The organism is Pseudomonas sp. PDM25 (assembly GCF_019219045.1).
GTDB lineage: Bacteria > Pseudomonadota > Gammaproteobacteria > Pseudomonadales > Pseudomonadaceae > Aquipseudomonas.
The window spans coordinates 45,077-64,790 of sequence record NZ_JAHUWL010000020.1 but is presented as its reverse complement, the minus strand read 5'-3'; the positions used below and the strand labels follow the sequence as shown (position 1 = coordinate 64,790).

The following is a 19,714-nucleotide window of genomic DNA, read 5'->3' as shown; positions in this document are numbered from 1 at the left end:
GTGGCAACCGCGTCAACGGTTGCCACTTTTTTGAACGGCGTGATTACTGGCCGTAAACGTCAAAGTCGAAGTACTTGTCTTGCACTTGCTTGTACTTGCCGTTGGCGCGGATTTCGTTGATGGCGGTATTGAATTTCTCTGCCAGGGCGGTATCGCCCTTGCGCACAGCAATACCGGCGCCGCCGCCGAAGTACTTGGCGTCTTCGTAGGTCGGGCCGACGAAAGCGAAGCCTTTACCGGCGTCGGTTTTCAGGAAACCGTCGTCCAGGTTGACCGAGTCGGCCAGCATCGCGTCGAGACGACCGGCGACCATGTCCAGGTTGGCTTCCTGCTGGGAGCCGTAGCGAACCAGATTGATACCGGCCGGCACCAGCACTTCAGTGGCGAAGCGGTCGTGGGTACTGGCGCGCAGCACACCGACTTTCTTGCCTTTGAGTTCGGTCAGCGGGTCTTTGATGTCGGTGCCTTCCTTCATCACGAAGCGCGCCGGGGTGTGGTAGTACTTGATGGTGAAGTCGACGTTCTTTTTGCGATCGTCGGTGATGGTCATGGACGACAGGATCGCGTCGATTTTCTTGACCTTCAGCGCCGGGATCAGGCCGTCGAACTCTTGCTCGACCCAGGTGCACTTCACTTTCATCTGCTCGCACAGTGCGTCGCCGATGTCCACGTCGAAACCGGTGAGTTTGCCGTCAGGGTTTTTCATCGAGAATGGCGGGTAACCGGCTTCGATACCGAGACGGATCGGCTTGGCGTCTTCGGCCACAGCCGTCAGAGACAACATCGACAGTGCCAGAGCACCGAACATCACTAGCTTCTTCATTTATAACTCCTGTGTGCGGAGGCTTTTATTGGCAGATTTCGGTAGGTGAAGACCGAAGTGGCCGGCAGTCTAGAGCGGCTCAAGGAGGGCAAATTGTGTTTAAGCGACAAATACTTATAGAAATGCAGCCGAAAGATTCAAGTCCCTTGAAGCGTGCGCCAAGCCGGTGCAAAGACTGTAGGACAAGCCCTTTTTTCAGACAAAACCTACAAGCAAAAACTACAAGAGAGCCCTATGCCCACGTTGAACCTGATCCAGCACCACCCCGCCGAAGGTCCCGGCGCCATTGCCACGTGGGCCGCGTCCCGAGGTTTGACCCTGAACGTGTTTCGCGCCGACCTCGGCCAGTTGCCGCCAGTCAGTGCCGCACCCGTGATCCTGTTGGGCGGGCCTTATGAATCCGACGCCGGGCCAGCCTGGCTGGAAGTTGAACGCCAGTGGTTGGCGGGCAGCCTGGATCAAGGCGCGGCGGTGTTTGCGATTTGTCTGGGGGCGCAGTTACTGGCGCTGAGCCTGGGTGGGAATGTGCGGCGGATGGATCGAACCGAAACCGGTTGGACGCCCGTGACCTTTGTCGATGGCCAGACGTTGCAGGTGCTGGAATGGCACGAAGACGCCATCGACCTGCCACCAAACGCTCAGTTGCTGGCCAGCAGTGATCAGTGCGAGCAGCAGATGTATCGCGTCGGGCCAACGCGGGTGGGTTTGCAGTTCCATCCGGAGTGGACGGCTGAATCGGTGGCAACGCTCAATGAACACTTTGCCGAAGAGTCACCGCTGCCCCGGGGTCAACAGGACAGCGCCGCCTATGCAGCCGTGTTTGAGTGGTTGCAGGCGACGCTTGATGAGTGGTGGGCATCCGTTTAGAGCAAGATCAACATTCGCAACCGATCACGGTGCTGGCAGGCCGTTGCAGCGCAACACTCAACTCAAACCCCTCATCCAGCCACCCGGTCACCCCGCCGATCATTTCCTTGACCGGGTAACCCAGCGCCGCCAGTTTCACCGCAGCCTTGTTGGCACCGTTGCAGTGGGGCCCGGCGCAATACACCACGAACACGCTGGTTTTCGGGTAGGCCGCCAGAGCTTCAGCGTTCAGCAGTCGCCCCGGAATATTGATCGCTCCCGGCACATGGCCACGCTCGAACGCGAGCGGGCCGCGCACGTCTACCAGGATAAAATCCACTTCGCTGGCCTGTTGGCTGCCGTGGACGTCGGAACAGTCGGTTTCGAAGGTCAGACGGTTGCTGAAATGCATCAGGGCGATGGCCGATGGGGCGGCGGGAATCTCGCGGACCAGGCTGGTCATGGGCTGTACTCCAAAGTCTCGGTGGGTGTGAGAAGACTTTATCGGCCCGACGCTTGCGGCTACAGTGGCGCACAAGACACTCACCGGGAACTTTCCGCCAAATGCAGCCCACCCCTGGATTGGTCGCGATTCTGGCCTACGACGGCCTCTGTACGTTCGAGTTCGGCATCGCCGTGGAGATCTTCGGCCTGGCCCGCCCGGAGTTCGACTTCCCTTGGTACGAACACCGAATCGCCGCCGTCGATAGGGGCCCGATGCGCGCCATGGGCGGTATTCAGGTGCTGGCCGATGGCGGCATGGAACTGCTCGAAGACGCCCGGACCATCATCATTCCCGGCTGGCGTGATCGCAGCGCCCCGGTGCCTGAGGCATTGATCGCGGCCCTGCGCCAGGCCCATGCCCGGGGTGCGCGGCTGCTGTCGATCTGCTCGGGGGTGTTCGTGCTGGCAGCCACCGGTTTGCTCGACGGTCGCGGCGCCACCACGCACTGGCGTTACGCCGCTGAGTTGGCCGAGCGTTTTCCGAACATTCTGGTGGACCCGGACGTGCTCTATGTCGATTCAGGTCAACTGATCACCTCGGCCGGCAGCGCTGCCGGTATCGATGCCTGCCTGCACTTGGTGGCGCGGGACTTCGGTACGCAGGTGGCCAACTCGGTGGCGCGGCGGCTGGTGATGTCGCCGCAGCGCACCGGCGGCCAGGCGCAGTTCATTCCGATACCGGTCAGTCCGACGCCGCGTAGCGATTTGTCACGCGTCATGCAATGGGCGCGCGAGCGTTTGCATGAACCGCTGGAGGTGCGTGAGCTGGCGAGTGAAGCGGCGATGAGCGAACGGACGTTTCTGCGCCGCTTCACTGAAGCCACCGGCATGCCGCCCAAGGCGTGGTTGCAGCATGAGCGCCTGGCCCGGGCCCGCGAGCTGCTTGAGAGCACCCACCAGAACACCGACCAGATTGCCCAGCGCTGCGGTTATCGCTCGGTGGAGAGTTTTCGGGTGGCGTTTCGCAACGTGGTCGGGGTGCCGCCTTCGGTGTATCGGGAGCGGTTTGGGCACGGGGTAAAAGCGATTTCTTGAGGTGTTCTTTAGGGCCTCTTCGCGAGCAAGCCCGCTCCCACAGTTGACCGAGTAGTTTGGACGGACGCGGTCTAATGTGGGAGCGGGCTTGCTCGCGAAGGCGTCAGCCCAGACACCGATGCGCTCAAGGCTTACGCAACAGATACGTATCCATAATCCACCCATTGGCCAATCGAGCCGCCTTGCGCACTCGTTCAATCTCATCCGCCACCTCCCTGAGCTTGCCGCTGATCAAAATCTCATCCGGCGTCCCCAGGTAAGCCCCCCAGTAAATCTCCGTCTCCTGATCCGCCACCCGATGGTAGGAATCTTCTGCATCGAGCATCACCACCAGGCTGTCGGCATCGCTCACCTGCCCCGCCGCCAACCGTCGGCCAGTGGTGATTTCAATCGAGCGGCCAATGCGGTTCAGCGGCACCTTATGTTGCGCCGCCAGCGCCTGAACACTGGTGATGCCGGGGATCACTTCAAATTCGAAGACACACCGGCCCGAGGCCAGAATCGCCTGCAAGATCCGAATGGTGCTGTCGTACAACGCCGGATCGCCCCACACCAGAAAACCGGCGCACTGCTCGTCAGTCATTTCCTCGCTGATCAACCGTTCGAACGTCTGCTGCTTGGCCAGGTTCAGGTCTTCCACGCTGGCCTTGTAGTCCACATCACCGCGTTCACGCTCCGGGCTGTGGGCTTCGACGAAGCGGTAGTCGCGATCAGTGATGTAGCGCTCGCAGATCTCGCGGCGCAGGTCGATCAGTTTGTCTTTGCTTTGGCCCTTGTCCATGAGAAAAAACACGTCGACAAGGTTCAGCGCTTTCACGGCCTGCATCGTGATGTAGTCGGGGTTGCCGGCGCCGATGCCGATGACCAGAAGTTTTTTCATCAACGTGTTCCCTCAGGGTCCGTGCCCAGCAAGCGCAAGCGCCAGCGGCCGTTAAAGCGCAACTCAATGGCCGACAGCGGTTCAACATCGATCAGGTTGAACGCTGTGCCTTGCAGCACCTGCGTCAGCGCGGCGCGAATGACAAACGGATGGGTGATGGCAACGATGTGTCCCGCAGTGGCCTCCAGCGTTTTCAGCCAAGCGGTCACCCGCTCACCGAGTTGCACCACCGACTCGCCGCCGTGGGGCGCCGAATTCGGATCATCGAGCCAGATTTGTAGCGCTTGGGCTGAGGATTTTTGCAGATCGTCGATCCGCGCGCCTTTCCAGTGCCCGAAATCGCAATCCCTCAACGCCTCGACAATCTCCACGTCACTGCCGAACAACTCGGCGGTTTGCCGGGTTCGCAGTTCAGGTCCACACACCAGTCGCGGCGTCCCCTTGAACTGAGCACGACGCGATCCCCTTGCCGATTGCCAATCCATTTCTATTGGCTCATTCGTAGGAAAACACGCCAATTTTTGTGCGACGGTTCGAGCGTGGCACATCAAAGTCAAACGGGTTGCCTGCACGAAGGATCACTCTGTCGATGAAAATTGAAAACGGCGTCACACCGCGATTTATTGCCAATTGTGCCGTAAGAAGCGCGACCCAGGGCGTTTCGTTTGATCCAGCAAACACAGGTCCTGACTCACACGCACCTGGAAAAAACGGCGATATCCGACACCACTATGGGCGATGGCCTACAAGCTCTGTCGACTTCCATGTAGCCCAAGGCCCACGGGGTTTTTGCCCTGTTTTGGGGCTTTAAAAAACCATCGAAAAATTCACTAGACATGTTGAGTCCGCTACATAAATACTGTTTTAGCAATTTATGAAATGAAACCGACATATTCATCCAGCAGGAGCCCGGATGCCTTCTCTCAGAGACCTGATCACCGATCCCGGCCTGGACCTTACGCCGTCGGAACGCAAAGTCACCCGTGCCTTGCTGGACCAGTACCCGCGTAACGGACTGGGCCCGATGTCACGTTTGGCCGAACATGCCGGTGTCAGCGATCCCACCATCGTGCGACTGGTCAAAAAACTGGGTTTCAGCGGTTATGCCGATTTCCAGGATGCCTTGCTCAGCGACATGGACCACCGCCTCCGCTCCCCCAGCACCCTGTTGCAACCTCGCTCCAATCTTCAGAAAGGCGACGTCTGGAGCCAATATCTGGCGCACAGCCATCGAGCGCTGGTGGACACCCATGCGCTGACCCAACCCGAAGATGTGCGAATTCTGGTGGAATGGCTACTCGACACCCGCCATCAGGTGCATTGCTTCGGCGGGCGCTTCAGCAGTTTCCTCGCCAGTTATTTGCTCAATCACCTGCGCTTGCTGCGGCCAGGCTGTTTCGCCCTGGAAGACAACGCGCAACTGCCCGACCGATTGTTCGACGTGCAGCGTCAGGACGTGGTGCTGGTGTTCGACTATCGCCGCTATCAGTCACAGGCCCTGCGCGTGGCCAATGCGGCGAAAAGTCGCTATGCACGCGTGGTGTTGTTCACCGACATCTATGCTTCACCGTTGCGGGAAATGGCCGACCTGATTATCAGTGCGCCGGTGGAATCGGTGTCGGCCTTCGACACCCTGGTTCCGGCGCTGGCCCAGGTCGAGGCGCTGATCGCCTGCCTGACCCTGCGCAGTCCGGACCTGGCCGATCGCCTGGAAGGCATCGACGCCCTGCGGACCGACTTCGACACCCACCTGCTGGAGGATAAATAAGGATGTTCACGCTCCCCCACCACTCACCTCGGGATTTGCCATTCGTCACCGATCACACCGCGCTGTTGCTGGTGGACATGCAACGCGCCTGGCTTGAGCCGCAGTTCGACCCGCACCTCAACGGACCGGACGCCGAGTACTTCCTGACCCGCACCCACATGCAGGTGGTGCCCAATCAACGCCGGTTGCTCAGCGCCTTTCGCAGCGCCCGGCAAAACGTGTTGCACACGATCATCGAAAGCCTCACCGCCGATGGCCGCGACCGCTCGCTGGACCACAAGCTCTCGGACATGCACTTGCCCAAGGGCAGCCCGCCAGCGCGGATCATCGACGATCTGACCCCGGCAGAAAACGAAATCGTGCTGCCCAAGACCTCGTCCGGAGTCTTCAACTCCACCAACATCGACTACGTGCTGCGCAACCTCGGGACGCGGCACCTGATCATCGCCGGCATCGTCACTGACCAGTGCGTGGACATGGCCGTGCGTGACGCCGCGGACCGCGGTTATCTGGTGACGCTGGTGGAAGATGCCTGCGCGACTTACACGCCCGCGCGGCATCAGGCCTGCCTGAATGCAATCAGGGGTTACTGCTGGATCACCGACACCCAGACGGTACTCGGCCGGTTGCAGGAGATGCAGCCATGAGCGAGCGCCTGTTGCCACTTCCCATGACCACCCTCGTTACCACCGACCTGATCGGCGTGACACGCGGACGCTCCTTTCCCACGGACGAACTCGAGCATTATCAAAGAACGGGGTGTGGCTGGGTGCCGGCCAACAGCGCGCTGACCCCGCAAGACATCATCGCCTACGCCAACCCGTGGGGCGCTTATGGCGATTTGCGGCTGATGCCTGATCTGCACAGCCGAGTGACGGTCAGTAACGGCCCGGATGCCAATGCGCCGGCGCTGGATTTTATGCACAGTGACATTTGCGAAACCGATGGCCGCCCGTGGGGTGCCTGCCCGCGTACAGTGTTGTGCAATGAGGTAGAACGTTATCGCGCCGAGTTGGGCTTGCAGGTCAACGCAGCGTTCGAGCATGAATTCAACTTGAACACCGGCGACGTTGAACACCTGGCGTTTTCCCTGCAAGCCCAGCGTCAGGGTGCCGAATTTGGCGGTTGGCTGCTCAGCGCCCTGCGTGCCGCTGGCGTCGAGCCGGAAATGTTCCTGCCCGAGTACGGCAAGCATCAATACGAAATCACCTGTCGCCCGACCCTTGGGGTGGCGGCTGCCGACCGCGCGGTGAACGTGCGTGAAATCACCCGCGAGATCGCCCGGCAGATGGGCCTGGCGTTGAGCTTCGCGCCCAAGACCTCGGAGCATGCGGTGTGCAACGGCGTACACCTGCACGTCAGCCTGCTGGACCTGGCTGGCCAGCCAGTAATGTACGACGCCGGCACCACCAATGGCTTGTCGACCCTCGGCCAGCACTGGGCCGCCGGCATCCTGCATTACCTGCCCGCGCTTTGTGCGTTTACCGCGCCGACGCCGGTGTCCTACGAGCGTTTGCAGCCCCATCACTGGAGCGCGTCCTACGCGTGCCTCGGGCAACGCAACCGCGAAGCGGCGCTGCGAATCTGCCCGACGACAAGCCTTGGCGGCAAAACGGTGGCGTCGCAATACAACCTGGAATTTCGTGCCATGGACGCCACGTCCTCACCGCACCTGGCCATGGCCGCGCTGCTGATTGCCGGCCGGCTGGGCATCGAACAACGCCTGGCTTTAAACGCAATCACCGATGAAGTCCCCGACGCCCTGAACGAAGAACAACGCCAGGCGCGCGGCATCGTCGCCCTGCCCGCGTCCCTTGCCCAGGCCCTGGATTGCCTGCGCAACAGCGAGGCACTGATCGAGGCCCTGCCGAGCGCGTTGCTGGACACCTACTTCGCCCTTAAAGCCGAGGAACTGACGCTGACGGAACAGCTGTCGCCCGCCGAACGCTGTGAGCACTATGCGCGCCTGTACTGAATCGGCTGAGCTCGGTCTTTACACCGGGCCCGCGTACACCCTGAGTCGGGAAGACTCCGATCACCCGTTGATTCTGGTGTGCGAACACGCCAGCCGTTTTATTCCGGCCGGGTTAAATGACCTGGGCCTGAGTCACGAGGCAGCCCATGAGCACATCGCCTGGGACATCGGCGCCCTGGCGCTGGCCGAGGGCTTGTCCCGCGTATTGGGCGCAACCCTGTTGGCGGCCAATTATTCGCGCCTGTTGGTCGACCTCAACCGACCGCGCCAGGCCCCGGACAGCATTCCGGCGCAGAGCGAGATTTATCAGGTGCCGGGGAATCGGGACCTGGACGAAGCCACCCGCGAGCACCGTCGGCAATCCCTGTTCGAACCGTTTCACTCGCGTCTGACAGACTTGATCGATGTGCGTGTCGCTCAAGGACGCCCGGTGCGGGTGGTGGGGATTCACAGTTTCACGCCGGTCTATCACGGCCAGCCCCGCGTGCTTGAAGTTGGCGTGTTGTATAGAGAGGCCAAGGAATATGCCCAGCGTTTGATCGATGGCTTGAGTCAGCACCCACTGAAGGTTGCCGGTAATGAGCCGTACAAAATCAACCCGCTGGGCGACATGACCGTGCCGGTCCACGGTGATGCACGAGGCCTTGAATCAGTGTTGATCGAGGTGCGCAATGACCTGCTGCGCACGCCTGAAGGCGTCAATCGTTTTACCGACTACCTGGCGCCGCTGTTGTAAAACAATCGCTTCAAACTCGCAGCGTGTAGCTGTGTTCATATCAAGGAGAAGGGCTTCATGGAAATAGAAGAATTCGGCTACAAGCAAGAGTTGAAACGCAGCCTGTCACTGACCGACCTGGTGGTGTACGGGATGATCTTCATGATCCCCATCGCACCGTTCGGTGTTTATGGCTACGTCAACGCCGAGGCGCCAGGGCTGGTACCGCTGGCCTACATCATCGGCATGGTGGCGATGCTCTTCACGGCCCTGAGTTACGGCAGCATGGCTCGGGCCTTTCCGATTGCCGGTTCGGTTTATTCCTACGCGCAACGGGGCCTGAACCAGCACGTAGGGTTTATCGCCGGCTGGCTGATGCTCCTCGATTACCTGCTGATTCCGCCGCTGCTGTATGTGTACGCGGCCATGGCCCTGAATCATTTGTACCCGGACATTCCGAAGGTCGGTTTCATCCTGGCCTTCCTGGTCAGCGCGACCTTCGTCAACTTGCGGGGCATCACCTTCACCGCGCGAATGAACATCATCTTCCTGCTGGCGCAACTGGTGGTGCTGGGGATCTTCCTGTTCTACGCCTGGAACGCGCTGCACAGTGGTGGCGGTAACGGTCAGCTGACACTGGCGCCGTTGTACAACCCCGAGACATTCAACTTCGCCCTGCTGATGCAAGCGGTGTCGATTGCGGTGCTGTCGTTCCTCGGTTTCGATGCGATTTCCACCCTCGCCGAAGAGATCAAGGGTGACCCGGGCCGCAGCGTCGGCAAGGCCGCGCTGATCACGCTGGTGGTCATGGGCGTGATCTTCGTCGTGCAGACCTGGATTGCGACGGATCTGGCGGCCGGCATGGGTTTCAAATCGGCTGACACGGCTTTTTATGAAATCGCTGAACTCGCGGCCGGCAGCTGGCTGGCCACCCTGACCGCCGTGGCGACGGCGCTGGCCTGGGGTGTTGCGGTGGCAATCACCTCTCAAGCAGCGGTGTCTCGTCTACTGTTCGGCATGGCCCGGGACGGCAAGCTGCCAAAGGTGCTGGCCAAGGTTCATCCCAAACACAACACGCCGTACGTGAGCATCTACCTGGTGGCCGTGCTGTCGCTGGTGATCTGCTACCTGTTCATCAACTCGGTGGACACCCTCACCTCGCTGGTGAACTTCGGCGCACTGAGCGGTTTCATGTTGCTGCACCTGACGGTCATCAACTACTACTGGCGTCGGCAGAAATCCGGCCAGGTGATCCGTCACCTGATCTGCCCGGTGATCGGCTTCATCATCGTCGCGGCGATCATGTACAACATGGGCGTCGACGCACAGAAACTCGGCCTGATCTGGATTGCCCTGGGCCTGGCCTACCTGTTTGTACTCAACAAACTGGGCACCCGTGCGGTACTGCCCGACCCAAGCAATGGCTGACAAGAAATAGAGCGGCGTCTGACAAAAATTCAGGCGACCGCCGATTGAACGCGTGGAAACCGACAGTGATAGTCAGGTTCGGTGCCAACCACCGAACCCTTTGATACAGGAGTGCATCCATGCTGGTCTTACGCCCAGTCGAGTTAACCGACCTGCCCCAGTTGCAGCAACTGGCGCGCGACAGTCTGGTAGGCGTCACGTCCTTGCCGGACGACACCGAATGCCTGCGCGAGAAGATTCTCGACTCCTGCGCCTCATTCGAAAAAAACGTTGAGGGGCATGGCCCGGAGAACTACTTCTTCGTGCTGGAAGATCTGACCCGAGAACGCTTGGTGGGCTGCTCGGAGATCCTTGCCACCGCCGGTTTCAGCGAGCCGTTCTACAGTCTGCGCAACCGGCATTTCACCAGCGCCTCGCGGGAGCTGAACATCGAGCACGGCGTGCCCGCGCTGTCGTTGTGCCACGACCTCAGCGGCCATACCTTGCTGCGGGGTTTTCATATTGACGCAGCGCTGGTGCGCACACGGTTTTCAGAGTTGCTGTCCCGGGCGCGGCTATTGTTCATCGCCGCCCACTCACAGCGATTTTCCGAAGCCGTCATCACCGAGATCGTTGGCTTCAGCAGCGACGAAGGGCACTCGCCATTCTGGGATGCGGTGGGCAAGCATTTCTTCGACCTGCCCTATGTCGAGGCCGAACGACTTTGCGGCCTGGAAAGCCGAACCTTCCTCGCCGAACTGATGCCGCAATACCCGATCTACGTGCCGATGCTGCCCCAGGCGGCGCAGGACTGCATCGGCCGCATCCACCCCGATGGCCAGGAGGCGTTCGATATCCTCGAGCGCGAAGGCTTCGAAACCAACAGCTACATCGACCTGTTCGACGGCGGTCCGACGTTGTATGCGCGCACTCCCGGCATCCGTTCCATCGCCCAGAGCCAGACCGGCACGGCGAAACCGGGTGCGTCCATTGATGCCCGTGGCAGCTATCTGGTGAGCAACGATTCGCTGAAGGACTATCGCGCTATCGTCGCCGATCTGGATTACCAGGCCGGGCAACCTGTGGGGTTGAGCACCGAGATGTGCGCCGCCCTGAACGTGACCGAAGGCAGCCCGATCCGGCTGATCGCCCTGTGAGCATCACCCGGCCCCGCGCCCAACGACAACGCCCGAGCGGGCGTGCAGAAGGAGTTGCATCATGATTGTCCGCCCGGTTCACGTCACCGACCTGCCCGCCTTGCTGAACCTGGTGCACCAGGCCGGCCCCGGCTTCACCACCCTGCCGGCCAACGAGGAACGCCTGGCCCACCGGGTACGCTGGGCCCAACGAACCTTCGCCGAACAGGTCGAACGCGCCGATGCCGATTACCTCTTCGTGCTCGAAGACGACGATCAGCAACTGGTGGGCGTCAGTGCTCTGGTGGGCGCCGTGGGCCTGCGCGAGCCCTGGTACAACTACCGGGTCGGGCTCACGGTCAGTTCGTCACCGGACCTGGGTATCCGGCGACAGATTCCGACGTTGTTCCTGAACAATGAAATGACCGGTCAATCGGAGATTTGCTCGCTGTTTCTGCGACCCGATCAACGCCAGGGCAGTAACGGTCGATTGCTGTCGTTGGGGCGCTTGTTGTTTGTGGCCGAGTTTCCGCACCTGTTCGGCGACAAACTCATCGCCGAACTGCGTGGCAGCGCCGACGAACAAGGTTGTTCACCGTTCTGGGACAGCCTGGGCCGGCACTTCTTCAAGATGGATTTCAGCCACGCCGATCACTTGTCGGGGCTGGGCAGCAAGTCGTTCATCGCTGAACTGATGCCACGCCAACCGCTCTACACCTGCCTGCTCACCGAACAGGCCCAGGCCGTGATCGGCAAGGCGCACCCGAACACCGAACCGGCCCTGAAAATCCTCACCGCCGAAGGGTTTGCCCATAAGGGTTACATCGACATCTTCGACGCCGGCCCGGTGATTGAAGCCCCGGTCTCGAATATCCGCACCGTGCGCGACAGCCAACCGCTGGTGCTGGCCATCGGCACACCCGACGAGGAGGCCCCGGTGTGGCTGATCCACAACCGTCGCCTGGAAAACTGCCGCATCACCGCCGCCCAGGCCAGACAGGTGGGCAACAGCCTGATCGTCGACCGCCTCACCGCCAAACGCCTGCAACTGCAACCCGGCAACTCGGTGCGCGCTGTGCCACTGCTCAATCAACAGCAGCAGGCTGTTGCGGCGTGACCGACGGTTGCCCATCCGCCTCTGCAAATTCGTCATCATCCTTCCCCCGCTCGCGTGATAGCCTTTTGTTCCTTCGGCGTTGACACTTTTGCTCAAGCCCTTCCATTCCCATTTCAGTGGTGGAACTCATATGTCCAGGCTTTCTCATCAAGATTTACGCCGTAACTTTCGCGAGCTGTTCGCCTCCAACACCTGCTATCACACGGCGTCGGTCTTCGACCCGATGTCGGCCCGCATTGCCGCTGATCTGGGTTTTGAAGTGGGGATCCTGGGCGGTTCAGTCGCATCGTTGCAGGTACTGGGCGCCCCCGACTTTGCCTTGATCACCCTCAGCGAGTTTGCCGAGCAGGCCACTCGCATTGGTCGTGTTGCCCAACTGCCGGTCATCGCCGACGCCGACCATGGCTACGGCAACGCGCTGAACGTCATGCGCACCATCGTCGAACTCGAACGCGCCGGTGTGGCCGCCCTGACCATCGAAGACACGTTGCTGCCCGCCCAGTTCGGCCGCAAGTCCACCGACCTGATCGGGGTGGCGGAAGGCGCCGGCAAGATTCGTGCGGCACTGGAAGCCCGGGTCGATTCGGAAATGGCAATCATCGCCCGCACCAACGCCGGGATCCTGCCGGTGCAGGAAGTCATCAGCCGTACCTGTCATTACCAGCAGGCCGGTGCGGACGGGATTTGCATGGTGGGCGTGCGAGACTTCGACCACCTCGAACAAATCGCCGAGCACCTGAGCGTGCCGCTGATGCTGGTCACCTACGGCAACCCGTTGCTTCGCGACGACAAACGCCTGGCCGAACTGGGCGTGCGGGTCACCATCGATGGTCACGGCGCGTACTTCGCCGCGATCAAGGCCACGTATGACAGCCTGCGGGAACAACGGCAGTTCTTTACTCAGGCGTCGGACCTGAATGCGACCGAGTTGACTCATACCTATACGCAGCCTGAGGAATACATCCGTTGGGCGGAAGAGTTTATGAGCGTGAAGGAGTAGCGGTTCAGCAGATGTCGAAGTAGTGACTGCAATGGCCCCTTCGCGAGCAAGCCCGCTCCCACAGGGATTTGGGGTGAACACAAGATTCGTGAACACCACCAATCCAATGTGGGAGCGAGCCTGCTCGCGATAGCGTCAGATGCCACACCACTAAACTACGGTCTTGAACTCCCGCTCCCGCTGCAACGCCCGCGCCTGAACCACATTCAGCATCGCGCAGCCTTCGCGCATCAGCAGATGAACCGCCCGGGTAACGCGTGTCAAATCACAATCGGAAATGTCCTTGAGGTTCAGGCTGGTCAAGGTGTCCGCCAGATCGCGAACCACGGTGAAGCGATGCGCAGCGCACGCGGCGATGTCGCTGAGTTCTTTGTGAGTGTTGATGAAGAGCACCGGGGTTTCGGCGTCGTAGGTGTCGATGGGGAGGTAACGAGGCATGACTTGGTCGAACATTGATGTAACTCCAGGTTGAGCTACCACCGTTCGCGGCCAAGCGAATGTAAGGTGGCAGCCGTGTGCGGGTTGGCCGACCGGTACCTGAAAGACCCGGCACACCCGAGAGTGTCCCGCGCACAGCCGCCATAAAACGTTTTGGCGCTGTTGCGTTTCAGATAATCGACCGGCCAAGGTCGTTCGCGGTGTTTTCCGCGAGCCCGAACTATAGGGGTCGAAGCCGAAACGCGGCAACAGGGTACGTCGTAGGAAACGTCTTGGAAAGTTGTGCGCCACAAGTTGATCGTTCCCACGCTCTGCGTGGGAATGCAGCCCGGGACGCTCCGCGTCCCATCCAAAGCCGAACGCGGAGCGTCCGTTGAGGCATTCCCACGCGGGAGCGTGGGAACGATCAGCGGTGAGATTAGCGTTTGGCCAACTCCATAATCATCCGCGACAACAAGTAAATCCGCGGCGCCACGCTCTCTACCTCCGCGTATTCCTCTGGCGTATGAATATTCCCGCCAACAATCCCGAACCCATCCAGCGTCGGCGTACCCACCCCCGCTGACAGACTGGCATCCGCCGCCCCACCGCTGCCTTCTTCCGTCAACTTACGGCCAATCTCCCCGTAAATCCCCTGAGCCATGGCCATCAACCGATCCGATTCCGGCGTTTGCGGCATCGGCGGCAATCCGCGCTGAAGGGTGGTGGTGACTTCGGTGTCAGTAATCAGCTTGTCTTTCGAAACCCGCGCCAGGTCCTTCTCGATCCGGTCAAACTCTTCCGGCACCGCCGCCCGCACGTCTGCCTTGGCGGTGGCTTGATCCGGAATGACATTGGTGCGGTCGCCGGCCTTGAGTACGGTGAAGTTGATGGTGGTTTTCTTCTCTGCGTCGCCCAGTTTGCCGAGCTGCAAAATCTGGTGCGCCGCTTCCATGGCGGCGTTGCGTCCCAGCTCCGGCGCGACACCGGCATGAGCCGCCTTACCCTTGACCTCGACCACGGCGGTGGCACTGCCTTTGCGCCACACCACCAGGCCATCCGCCGGACGGCCCGGTTCGAGGTTGAGGGTGACGTCGTGGGCCTTGGCGGTTTTCTTGATCAGGTCGGTGGCGATGTCCGAGCCGGTTTCTTCGCTGGCGTCGAGCAGGAAGGTGATTTGCGCGTAGTCCTTGAAGTCGAGGTTTTTCAGGACTTTCAGCGCATAGATCCCGGCAACGATGCCGCCCTTGTCATCCATCACGCCCGGCCCGTAGGCGCGGCCGTCCTTGATGTGGAACGGACGCTCGGCGGCCGAACCTTCCTTGAAGACGGTGTCCATGTGCGCCATCAGCAGGATTTTCGCCTTGCCGGTGCCTTTCAGGGTCGCGATCACATGGCTGCTTTTGTCCGGGGTATTGGGCACAAGCTCGATGGTCGCGCCGAGTTTTTTCAGTTCGTCGATGGCGATGTCACTGACTTTCGTCAGGCCCGGTTCATAGCCGGAACCGGAGTCGATGTTCACCAAACGCTCCAGTAACTTCAGGGCTTCGCCCTTGTACTGTTCGGAATCGGCGAGGACTTGTTTGTGCGGTTCAGCGAAAACGGCGGGAGCGAAAGCGCCGAGGGCGAAGGTCAGGCCAAGGCTGGTGGCCAGCAGGGAGCGAGGGAGTTTGAACGTCATGAATCGATCCTTGTTTCGTGTCGGGAGGTGAAAAACACCCTACCTGACTACGGCGCAAGGCTCTAGACCGAATGCGACACTGAGCGTTCGGCTTTGGACCGAGTTGAAGCCATCGCGGGCAAGCCTTGCTCCTACAGGTCAACGTGATTTTGTAGGAGCCGAGCTTGCTCGCGATGGCGGAATGTCAGGCGACATTACTGGTGATGGATCACACCGAATCAAGTAATGGGTGATGCGGTTTGCTATCGCTGCAACAGATGACGCGGTTGCGACCGCTGGCTTTGGCTTCGTAGAGCGCCTGGTCGGCGTCGTTGAGCCACAGGGTCGCGTCGGTGTGGGCCGGGTTGAAGGCGGCCAGGCCGATGCTCAGGCTGACTGTCAGCGCCGGGCTCTGCTCGTAGCCCAAGGTGGCGAAGCGATCACGCAGGGCATCCATGGCGGCGGCAGCGCTCGTGAGCGGAAGGTCCGGGAGGATCACGCAGAATTCGTCGCCACCGTAGCGCCCGGCAACATCCGCCGCGCGCAGGTTCTGCTTGAGCATTTTGCTCAACTGGCGCAGCACGATGTCCCCGGCAACGTGGCCGTAGGTGTCGTTGATGGATTTGAAATGGTCGATGTCGATCAGCGCAATCGCCCCGCCCTGCTGCTGACGTTTGCAACGCTGGAATTCGATTTCCAGTTGATCCTTCCAGGCGCCGTGGTTCAGCAGGCCGGTGAGGCTGTCGGTGCGGCTCAGGGCCAGCAATTCACGCTTTTGTCGGCCGAGGGTGTGAGCCTGGCGGAAGCAGATCCAGCCCAATGCCAGCGGATACAAACACATCAAGGGCAAACAGGCATACATCTGCAGTTGGCTGGTTTGCGGGACGAAGGCGGGGGAGAAAATCAGCAGTCCGACGCCCATCCCGAGAACTTGCGCCACGGTTCCTGCCAACAGGAAACGCAAACCGCCAATGGCCACATTGTTCATCGCCATCATGGCCAGGGTCGTCGCGCCGGGCAGCGGATTGAAGTGCATGGCGGCGACCCAAAAGCCGCCGAGAAAGGCGTCCACCAGCAGGTTTCGGTGTTCGGCGTGATAAGGCACTGGCGCGCGGCGCGCCCATTGATAGGCCAGGTGCGGCCAGAGTACGGCGTTGAGCAGCATCGCCACCCAGACCCACGGTGCAGGGTTGAGTGGATACATCGCCGCGCTCACGAGAAACAGCCCCAAGGCTAAACCCAGGATTCGCGATGTATAGAGCCTCCTGGCCAGTGAAAGTCCTTTTCCTCCCGTTTTTCCCATAGAGGCCTCTGCGCCACTGAGACGGAACCTGAAAACACAAGGGGTCAAGTGTGGTGAGAGTCTATCAGGGAAGCGGCAAATAGCCATCACCGGCGGGCGGCCTGAATACCAAGGCATAGCCATGAGGCGGGCGAGCAATGTTTGGCATCAGCCTGCCGGACTTCCCCAACCTGTTTATCGTCACCGGCCCCAACACCGGCATCGGCCATACCTCGGCGCTGTTCATCATCGAGCCCCAGATGAACTACATTCTCGATTGCATCCGCACGTTAAAAGAACACGGTTTGCGCAGCATCGAAGTACGCCCCGAAGCAGAACGTACCTACACTGAAATGATCCACCGGGAGATGGAACGCACAGTATGGAAGTCCGGGGGCTGCCACAGTTGGTATCAAAGCAAGAGCGGTCATGTGATTGCGATGTTTCCGGGGTTCAGTTTCAGCTATCACCGGTTGACCAGGGCGCTGAAACCCGCTGATCACATTCTGTCCTGATCACGTAAAAGGAAGATGCCTGATGCTTTTGTTGGTTGTCGCAATCGCCGTTTTCGTGGCCTGGAGCTGGTTGAGTTACCCGGCCATCGGTCATTGGCTCTATGACTTGAACATGTCGGTAGAGGCGAAGCTGTATGGGCTGCACAAAATTGTCGTGCCGATCGCCGAAATGACTGTTTCGACCTGGCAAGGCGGGCCGTACGAAGCATCCAGCAGCGTGCTGATGCTCCACGGCTACAGCGCCGACAAAAATGTCTGGCTGCGTTTTGCCCGGCACTTTGTGGGCAATTATCGGGTGATCATCCCCGACATCGCCGGCCATGGCGAAACCGGCTTCAAGGCGGGCGGCGGCTACGACATTCCCTTGCAGGCCAAGCGAATGATCCAGTTGCTCGATGTCTGCGGCGTCGAAAAAGTCCATGTGATCGGCAACTCGATGGGCGGTTACATGGCAGCGTGGCTGGCGGCCACGTACCCGGATCGCATTGTTTCGGTGGCCCTGATCGACCCCGCAGGTGTCACCGCCCCCGAAGCCAGCGACCTGGAGCGGCATTTGGCCAAGGGCCACAACCCGTTCCTGATTCATTCACGGGAAGAATTCCAGCGCTTCTACGCCATGACCATGGCCGAACCGCCGTGGGTACCCAAGGTGGTGCTGGACGCCATCGCGCAACGCTATGAACAGAGTCGCGATGAGCTGGAAGAAATCTTCAGGGATTTACGCGCCAGCCCGCCGATGGAGCCGAAACTGCCCGACATCAAGTGCCAGGCGTTGTTGCTGTGGGGGCACAAGGACCGCTTGATCGATGTCAGCAGCGTGGCGATCTGGAGCAAAGGCATCGCCGATCTGCGAGTGGAAGTCTGGGACCACACCGGCCATATGCCGATGGTGGAACAACCGACGAACACGGCGCGGCTGTATCGGGAATTTTTGGCATCGCTGCGCTCGGAAAGCCCTCAGGATCAACGGCTGCACTGAACATGCAGTCCTTTGCAGAATGAAGTCCGTAAGATTCTTCGTTTGTCGGCGCCGCGCAAGGCTGCGATCTTTTCCCGCATCCTTTACGTCACCGCACCAGGAATTCTTTCATGAGTCACCCGAACTTCGTCAGCCCTGACCTGATCCGCCAACGCTTTTCCAAAGCGATGTCCGACATGTACCGCGAAGAAGTGCCGCTGTACGGCGCGCTGATGGAACTGGTGGAACAGACCAACCGTCACGTGCTTGCCAGCGATCCACACATCGCCCGACAGTTGAGCAGCACCGGTGAAATCCAGCGCCTGGACCTGGAGCGGCATGGCGCGATCCGTGTCGGCACCGCCGATGAACTGGCCACCCTCGCCCGGTTGTTTGCGGTAATGGGCATGCAACCGGTGGGTTATTACGACCTGACCCCGGCCGGCGTGCCGGTACACTCCACGGCTTTTCGCGCGGTGCATGAGGCGGCGTTGCAGGTCAGCCCGTTCCGGGTATTCACCTCCCTGCTGCGCCTGGAACTGATCGAAGACCTGGAACTGCGAGCGTTCGCTCAGTCGGTGCTGGATAAGCGTTCGATCTTCACGCCCACCGCGCTGACCCTCATCGAGCGCGCCGAAACCCAGGGCGGCCTTACCGAACAGGAGGCCCGGGACTTCGTCGAGCAGGCGCTGGAAACGTTCCGCTGGCATCACACCGCCACCGTGACCGCCGAGCAGTACCGCAAGCTCAGCGCCCAGCATCGCCTGATCGCCGACGTAGTGGCGTTCACCGGCCCGCATATCAACCACCTGACGCCGCGCACCCTGGACATCGACATCGTCCAGGCGCAAATGCCTGCCCACGGCATCACCCCCAAAGCGGTGATCGAAGGCCCGCCCCGCCGTCAGTGCCCGATCCTGCTGCGTCAGACCAGTTTCAAGGCGCTGGATGAGCCTGTCGCCTTCACCGATCAAACCCAGACTCACGGCAGCCACAGCGCCCGATTCGGCGAGATCGAGCAACGCGGCGCGGCGCTCACCCCCAAAGGCCGGGCGCTTTACGACCGATTGCTCAACGCTGCCCGGGATGAATTGAAAGACTTCCCCAATGAGGCCAATGCCGCACGTTACAACGCGCTGATGGCGCAGCACTTTGCAGAATTCCCTGACACCATTGAGGGCATGCGCCGAGAGGAACTGGCGTACTTTCGCTACTTCGTGACGGAAAAAGGGTTGGCAGCCGATGAGTTGAAATCGTGGTCGCTGGAGGATCTGCTCAACGGCGGGTATTTGCGGGTTGAACCGTTGGTGTACGAAGATTTCCTGCCAGTCAGCGCAGCGGGGATTTTTCAGTCGAACCTGGGGGATGCGGCGCAAACCCACTATGGCGTGCAATCGAACCGGCAGGTGTTCGAGAAAGCGTTGGGGCGATCGACGATTGATGAGTTGGCATTGTATGCCGAGACACAGCGACGCTCGATCGAGGAATGCCGCGAGGCAATGGGATTGTCGAGTCTGGCTTGACCTTGTGGCGAGGGAGCTTGCTCCCGCTTGAGTGCGCAGCACTCACAAAAATCTGCAATCGTTCGCAGAAATCGGGGCCGCTGCGCAGCCCAGCGGGAGCAAGCTCCCTCGCCACATGAAAGTGTCCGGCCAATATTTTGGCCGTTCAGGGAT

At 60.5% G+C, this 19,714-nt stretch carries 19 protein-coding genes and 1 pseudogene; 13 read left to right on the top strand and 7 right to left on the bottom strand.

Translation table 11 applies throughout. From position 1 onward, the window contains the following. Window positions 1–43: 43 nt before the first annotated feature. A complete protein-coding gene (locus KW848_RS27815) occupies window positions 44–823 on the bottom strand; it encodes an ABC transporter substrate-binding protein (protein WP_218538713.1) in 780 nt (259 codons plus the stop codon). Between the two features lie 234 nt (window positions 824–1,057). Here KW848_RS27815 and KW848_RS27810 point away from each other — a divergent pair, with 234 nt between their 5' ends. Beyond that, on the top strand, window positions 1,058–1,690 hold the full coding sequence (locus KW848_RS27810) for a type 1 glutamine amidotransferase (RefSeq protein ID WP_218538712.1): 633 nt from the start codon (window positions 1,058–1,060) through the stop codon (window positions 1,688–1,690). Window positions 1,691–1,697: 7 nt separating this feature from the next. Here KW848_RS27810 and KW848_RS27805 read toward each other — a convergent pair whose 3' ends face one another. Further along, window positions 1,698–2,132 (bottom strand): rhodanese-like domain-containing protein, encoded by a 435-nt coding sequence (locus KW848_RS27805; RefSeq protein ID WP_218538711.1) that lies wholly within the window; start codon window positions 2,130–2,132, stop codon window positions 1,698–1,700. Between the two features lie 101 nt (window positions 2,133–2,233). Between KW848_RS27805 and ftrA the strand changes: the two genes are divergently transcribed. Next, window positions 2,234–3,208: a transcriptional regulator FtrA gene (gene ftrA, locus KW848_RS27800; RefSeq protein WP_218538710.1), complete on the top strand. Its 975-nt coding sequence runs from the start codon at window positions 2,234–2,236 to the stop codon at window positions 3,206–3,208. Between the two features lie 124 nt (window positions 3,209–3,332). Here ftrA and cobF read toward each other — a convergent pair whose 3' ends face one another. Continuing rightward, window positions 3,333–4,088, bottom strand: coding sequence for a precorrin-6A synthase (deacetylating) (gene cobF, locus KW848_RS27795; protein WP_218538709.1), 756 nt, complete (start codon window positions 4,086–4,088; stop codon window positions 3,333–3,335). After that, a complete protein-coding gene (locus tag KW848_RS27790) occupies window positions 4,088–4,660 on the bottom strand; it encodes a histidine phosphatase family protein (RefSeq protein WP_218538708.1) in 573 nt (190 codons plus the stop codon). The genes cobF and KW848_RS27790 overlap by 1 nt, the downstream gene beginning before the upstream one ends. Before the next feature lie 341 nt (window positions 4,661–5,001). Between KW848_RS27790 and KW848_RS27785 the strand changes: the two genes are divergently transcribed. The 8 genes from KW848_RS27785 to KW848_RS27750 all read left to right on the top strand — a co-directional run bounded on the left by KW848_RS27785 (window position 5,002) and on the right by KW848_RS27750 (window position 13,206). Beyond that, a complete protein-coding gene (locus KW848_RS27785) occupies window positions 5,002–5,856 on the top strand; it encodes a MurR/RpiR family transcriptional regulator (protein WP_218538707.1) in 855 nt (284 codons plus the stop codon). Between the two features lie 2 nt (window positions 5,857–5,858). After that, the gene (locus tag KW848_RS27780; protein WP_218538706.1) at window positions 5,859–6,503 is read left to right on the top strand and encodes an isochorismatase family cysteine hydrolase; all 645 of its coding nucleotides are present in this window, start codon (window positions 5,859–5,861) and stop codon (window positions 6,501–6,503) included. Then, window positions 6,500–7,831, top strand: a complete 1,332-nt coding sequence (locus KW848_RS27775) for a glutamine synthetase family protein (protein WP_218538705.1) — start codon at window positions 6,500–6,502, stop codon at window positions 7,829–7,831. The genes KW848_RS27780 and KW848_RS27775 overlap by 4 nt, the downstream gene beginning before the upstream one ends. Next, the gene (locus KW848_RS27770; protein ID WP_218538704.1) at window positions 7,815–8,567 is read left to right on the top strand and encodes an N-formylglutamate amidohydrolase; all 753 of its coding nucleotides are present in this window, start codon (window positions 7,815–7,817) and stop codon (window positions 8,565–8,567) included. The genes KW848_RS27775 and KW848_RS27770 overlap by 17 nt, the downstream gene beginning before the upstream one ends. Before the next feature lie 57 nt (window positions 8,568–8,624). Beyond that, complete coding sequence (locus KW848_RS27765) at window positions 8,625–9,974, top strand: APC family permease (protein WP_218538703.1); 1,350 nt, start codon at window positions 8,625–8,627, stop codon at window positions 9,972–9,974. Window positions 9,975–10,093: 119 nt separating this feature from the next. Then, window positions 10,094–11,110, top strand: a complete 1,017-nt coding sequence (locus tag KW848_RS27760) for an arginine N-succinyltransferase (RefSeq protein ID WP_111452080.1) — start codon at window positions 10,094–10,096, stop codon at window positions 11,108–11,110. Window positions 11,111–11,171: 61 nt separating this feature from the next. Then, a complete protein-coding gene (astA, locus tag KW848_RS27755) occupies window positions 11,172–12,206 on the top strand; it encodes an arginine N-succinyltransferase (protein WP_192407693.1) in 1,035 nt (344 codons plus the stop codon). A gap of 130 nt (window positions 12,207–12,336) precedes the next feature. Then, window positions 12,337–13,206 carry an oxaloacetate decarboxylase gene (locus tag KW848_RS27750; RefSeq protein WP_111452078.1) on the top strand — a complete coding sequence of 290 codons (870 nt, stop codon included), beginning with the start codon at window positions 12,337–12,339 and terminating at the stop codon, window positions 13,204–13,206. Between the two features lie 150 nt (window positions 13,207–13,356). Here the strand turns inward: KW848_RS27750 and KW848_RS27745 are convergent, their stop codons facing one another. From KW848_RS27745 to KW848_RS27735, 3 genes are all read right to left on the bottom strand, one after another. After that, a complete protein-coding gene (locus KW848_RS27745; RefSeq protein ID WP_192407692.1) occupies window positions 13,357–13,659 on the bottom strand; it encodes a hypothetical protein in 303 nt (100 codons plus the stop codon). 403 nt (window positions 13,660–14,062) lie between these two features. After that, a complete protein-coding gene (locus KW848_RS27740) occupies window positions 14,063–15,304 on the bottom strand; it encodes a M20/M25/M40 family metallo-hydrolase (protein WP_218538702.1) in 1,242 nt (413 codons plus the stop codon). 208 nt (window positions 15,305–15,512) lie between these two features. After that, window positions 15,513–16,586, bottom strand: coding sequence for a diguanylate cyclase (locus KW848_RS27735; RefSeq protein WP_218538701.1), 1,074 nt, complete (start codon window positions 16,584–16,586; stop codon window positions 15,513–15,515). Between the two features lie 131 nt (window positions 16,587–16,717). Here KW848_RS27735 and KW848_RS27730 point away from each other — a divergent pair. The 3 genes and pseudogenes from KW848_RS27730 to KW848_RS27720 all read left to right on the top strand — a co-directional run. Further along, window positions 16,718–17,080: pseudogene (locus KW848_RS27730) on the top strand (NAD(P)/FAD-dependent oxidoreductase); the annotation flags it as partial. 22 nt (window positions 17,081–17,102) lie between these two features. Further along, entirely contained in the window at window positions 17,103–18,059 is a 957-nt protein-coding gene (locus KW848_RS27725) for an alpha/beta fold hydrolase (RefSeq protein ID WP_111452074.1), read from the top strand. Window positions 18,060–18,169: 110 nt separating this feature from the next. Continuing rightward, entirely contained in the window at window positions 18,170–19,561 is a 1,392-nt protein-coding gene (locus tag KW848_RS27720; protein WP_218538700.1) for a VOC family protein, read from the top strand. The last annotated feature ends 153 nt before the right edge of the window (window positions 19,562–19,714 follow it).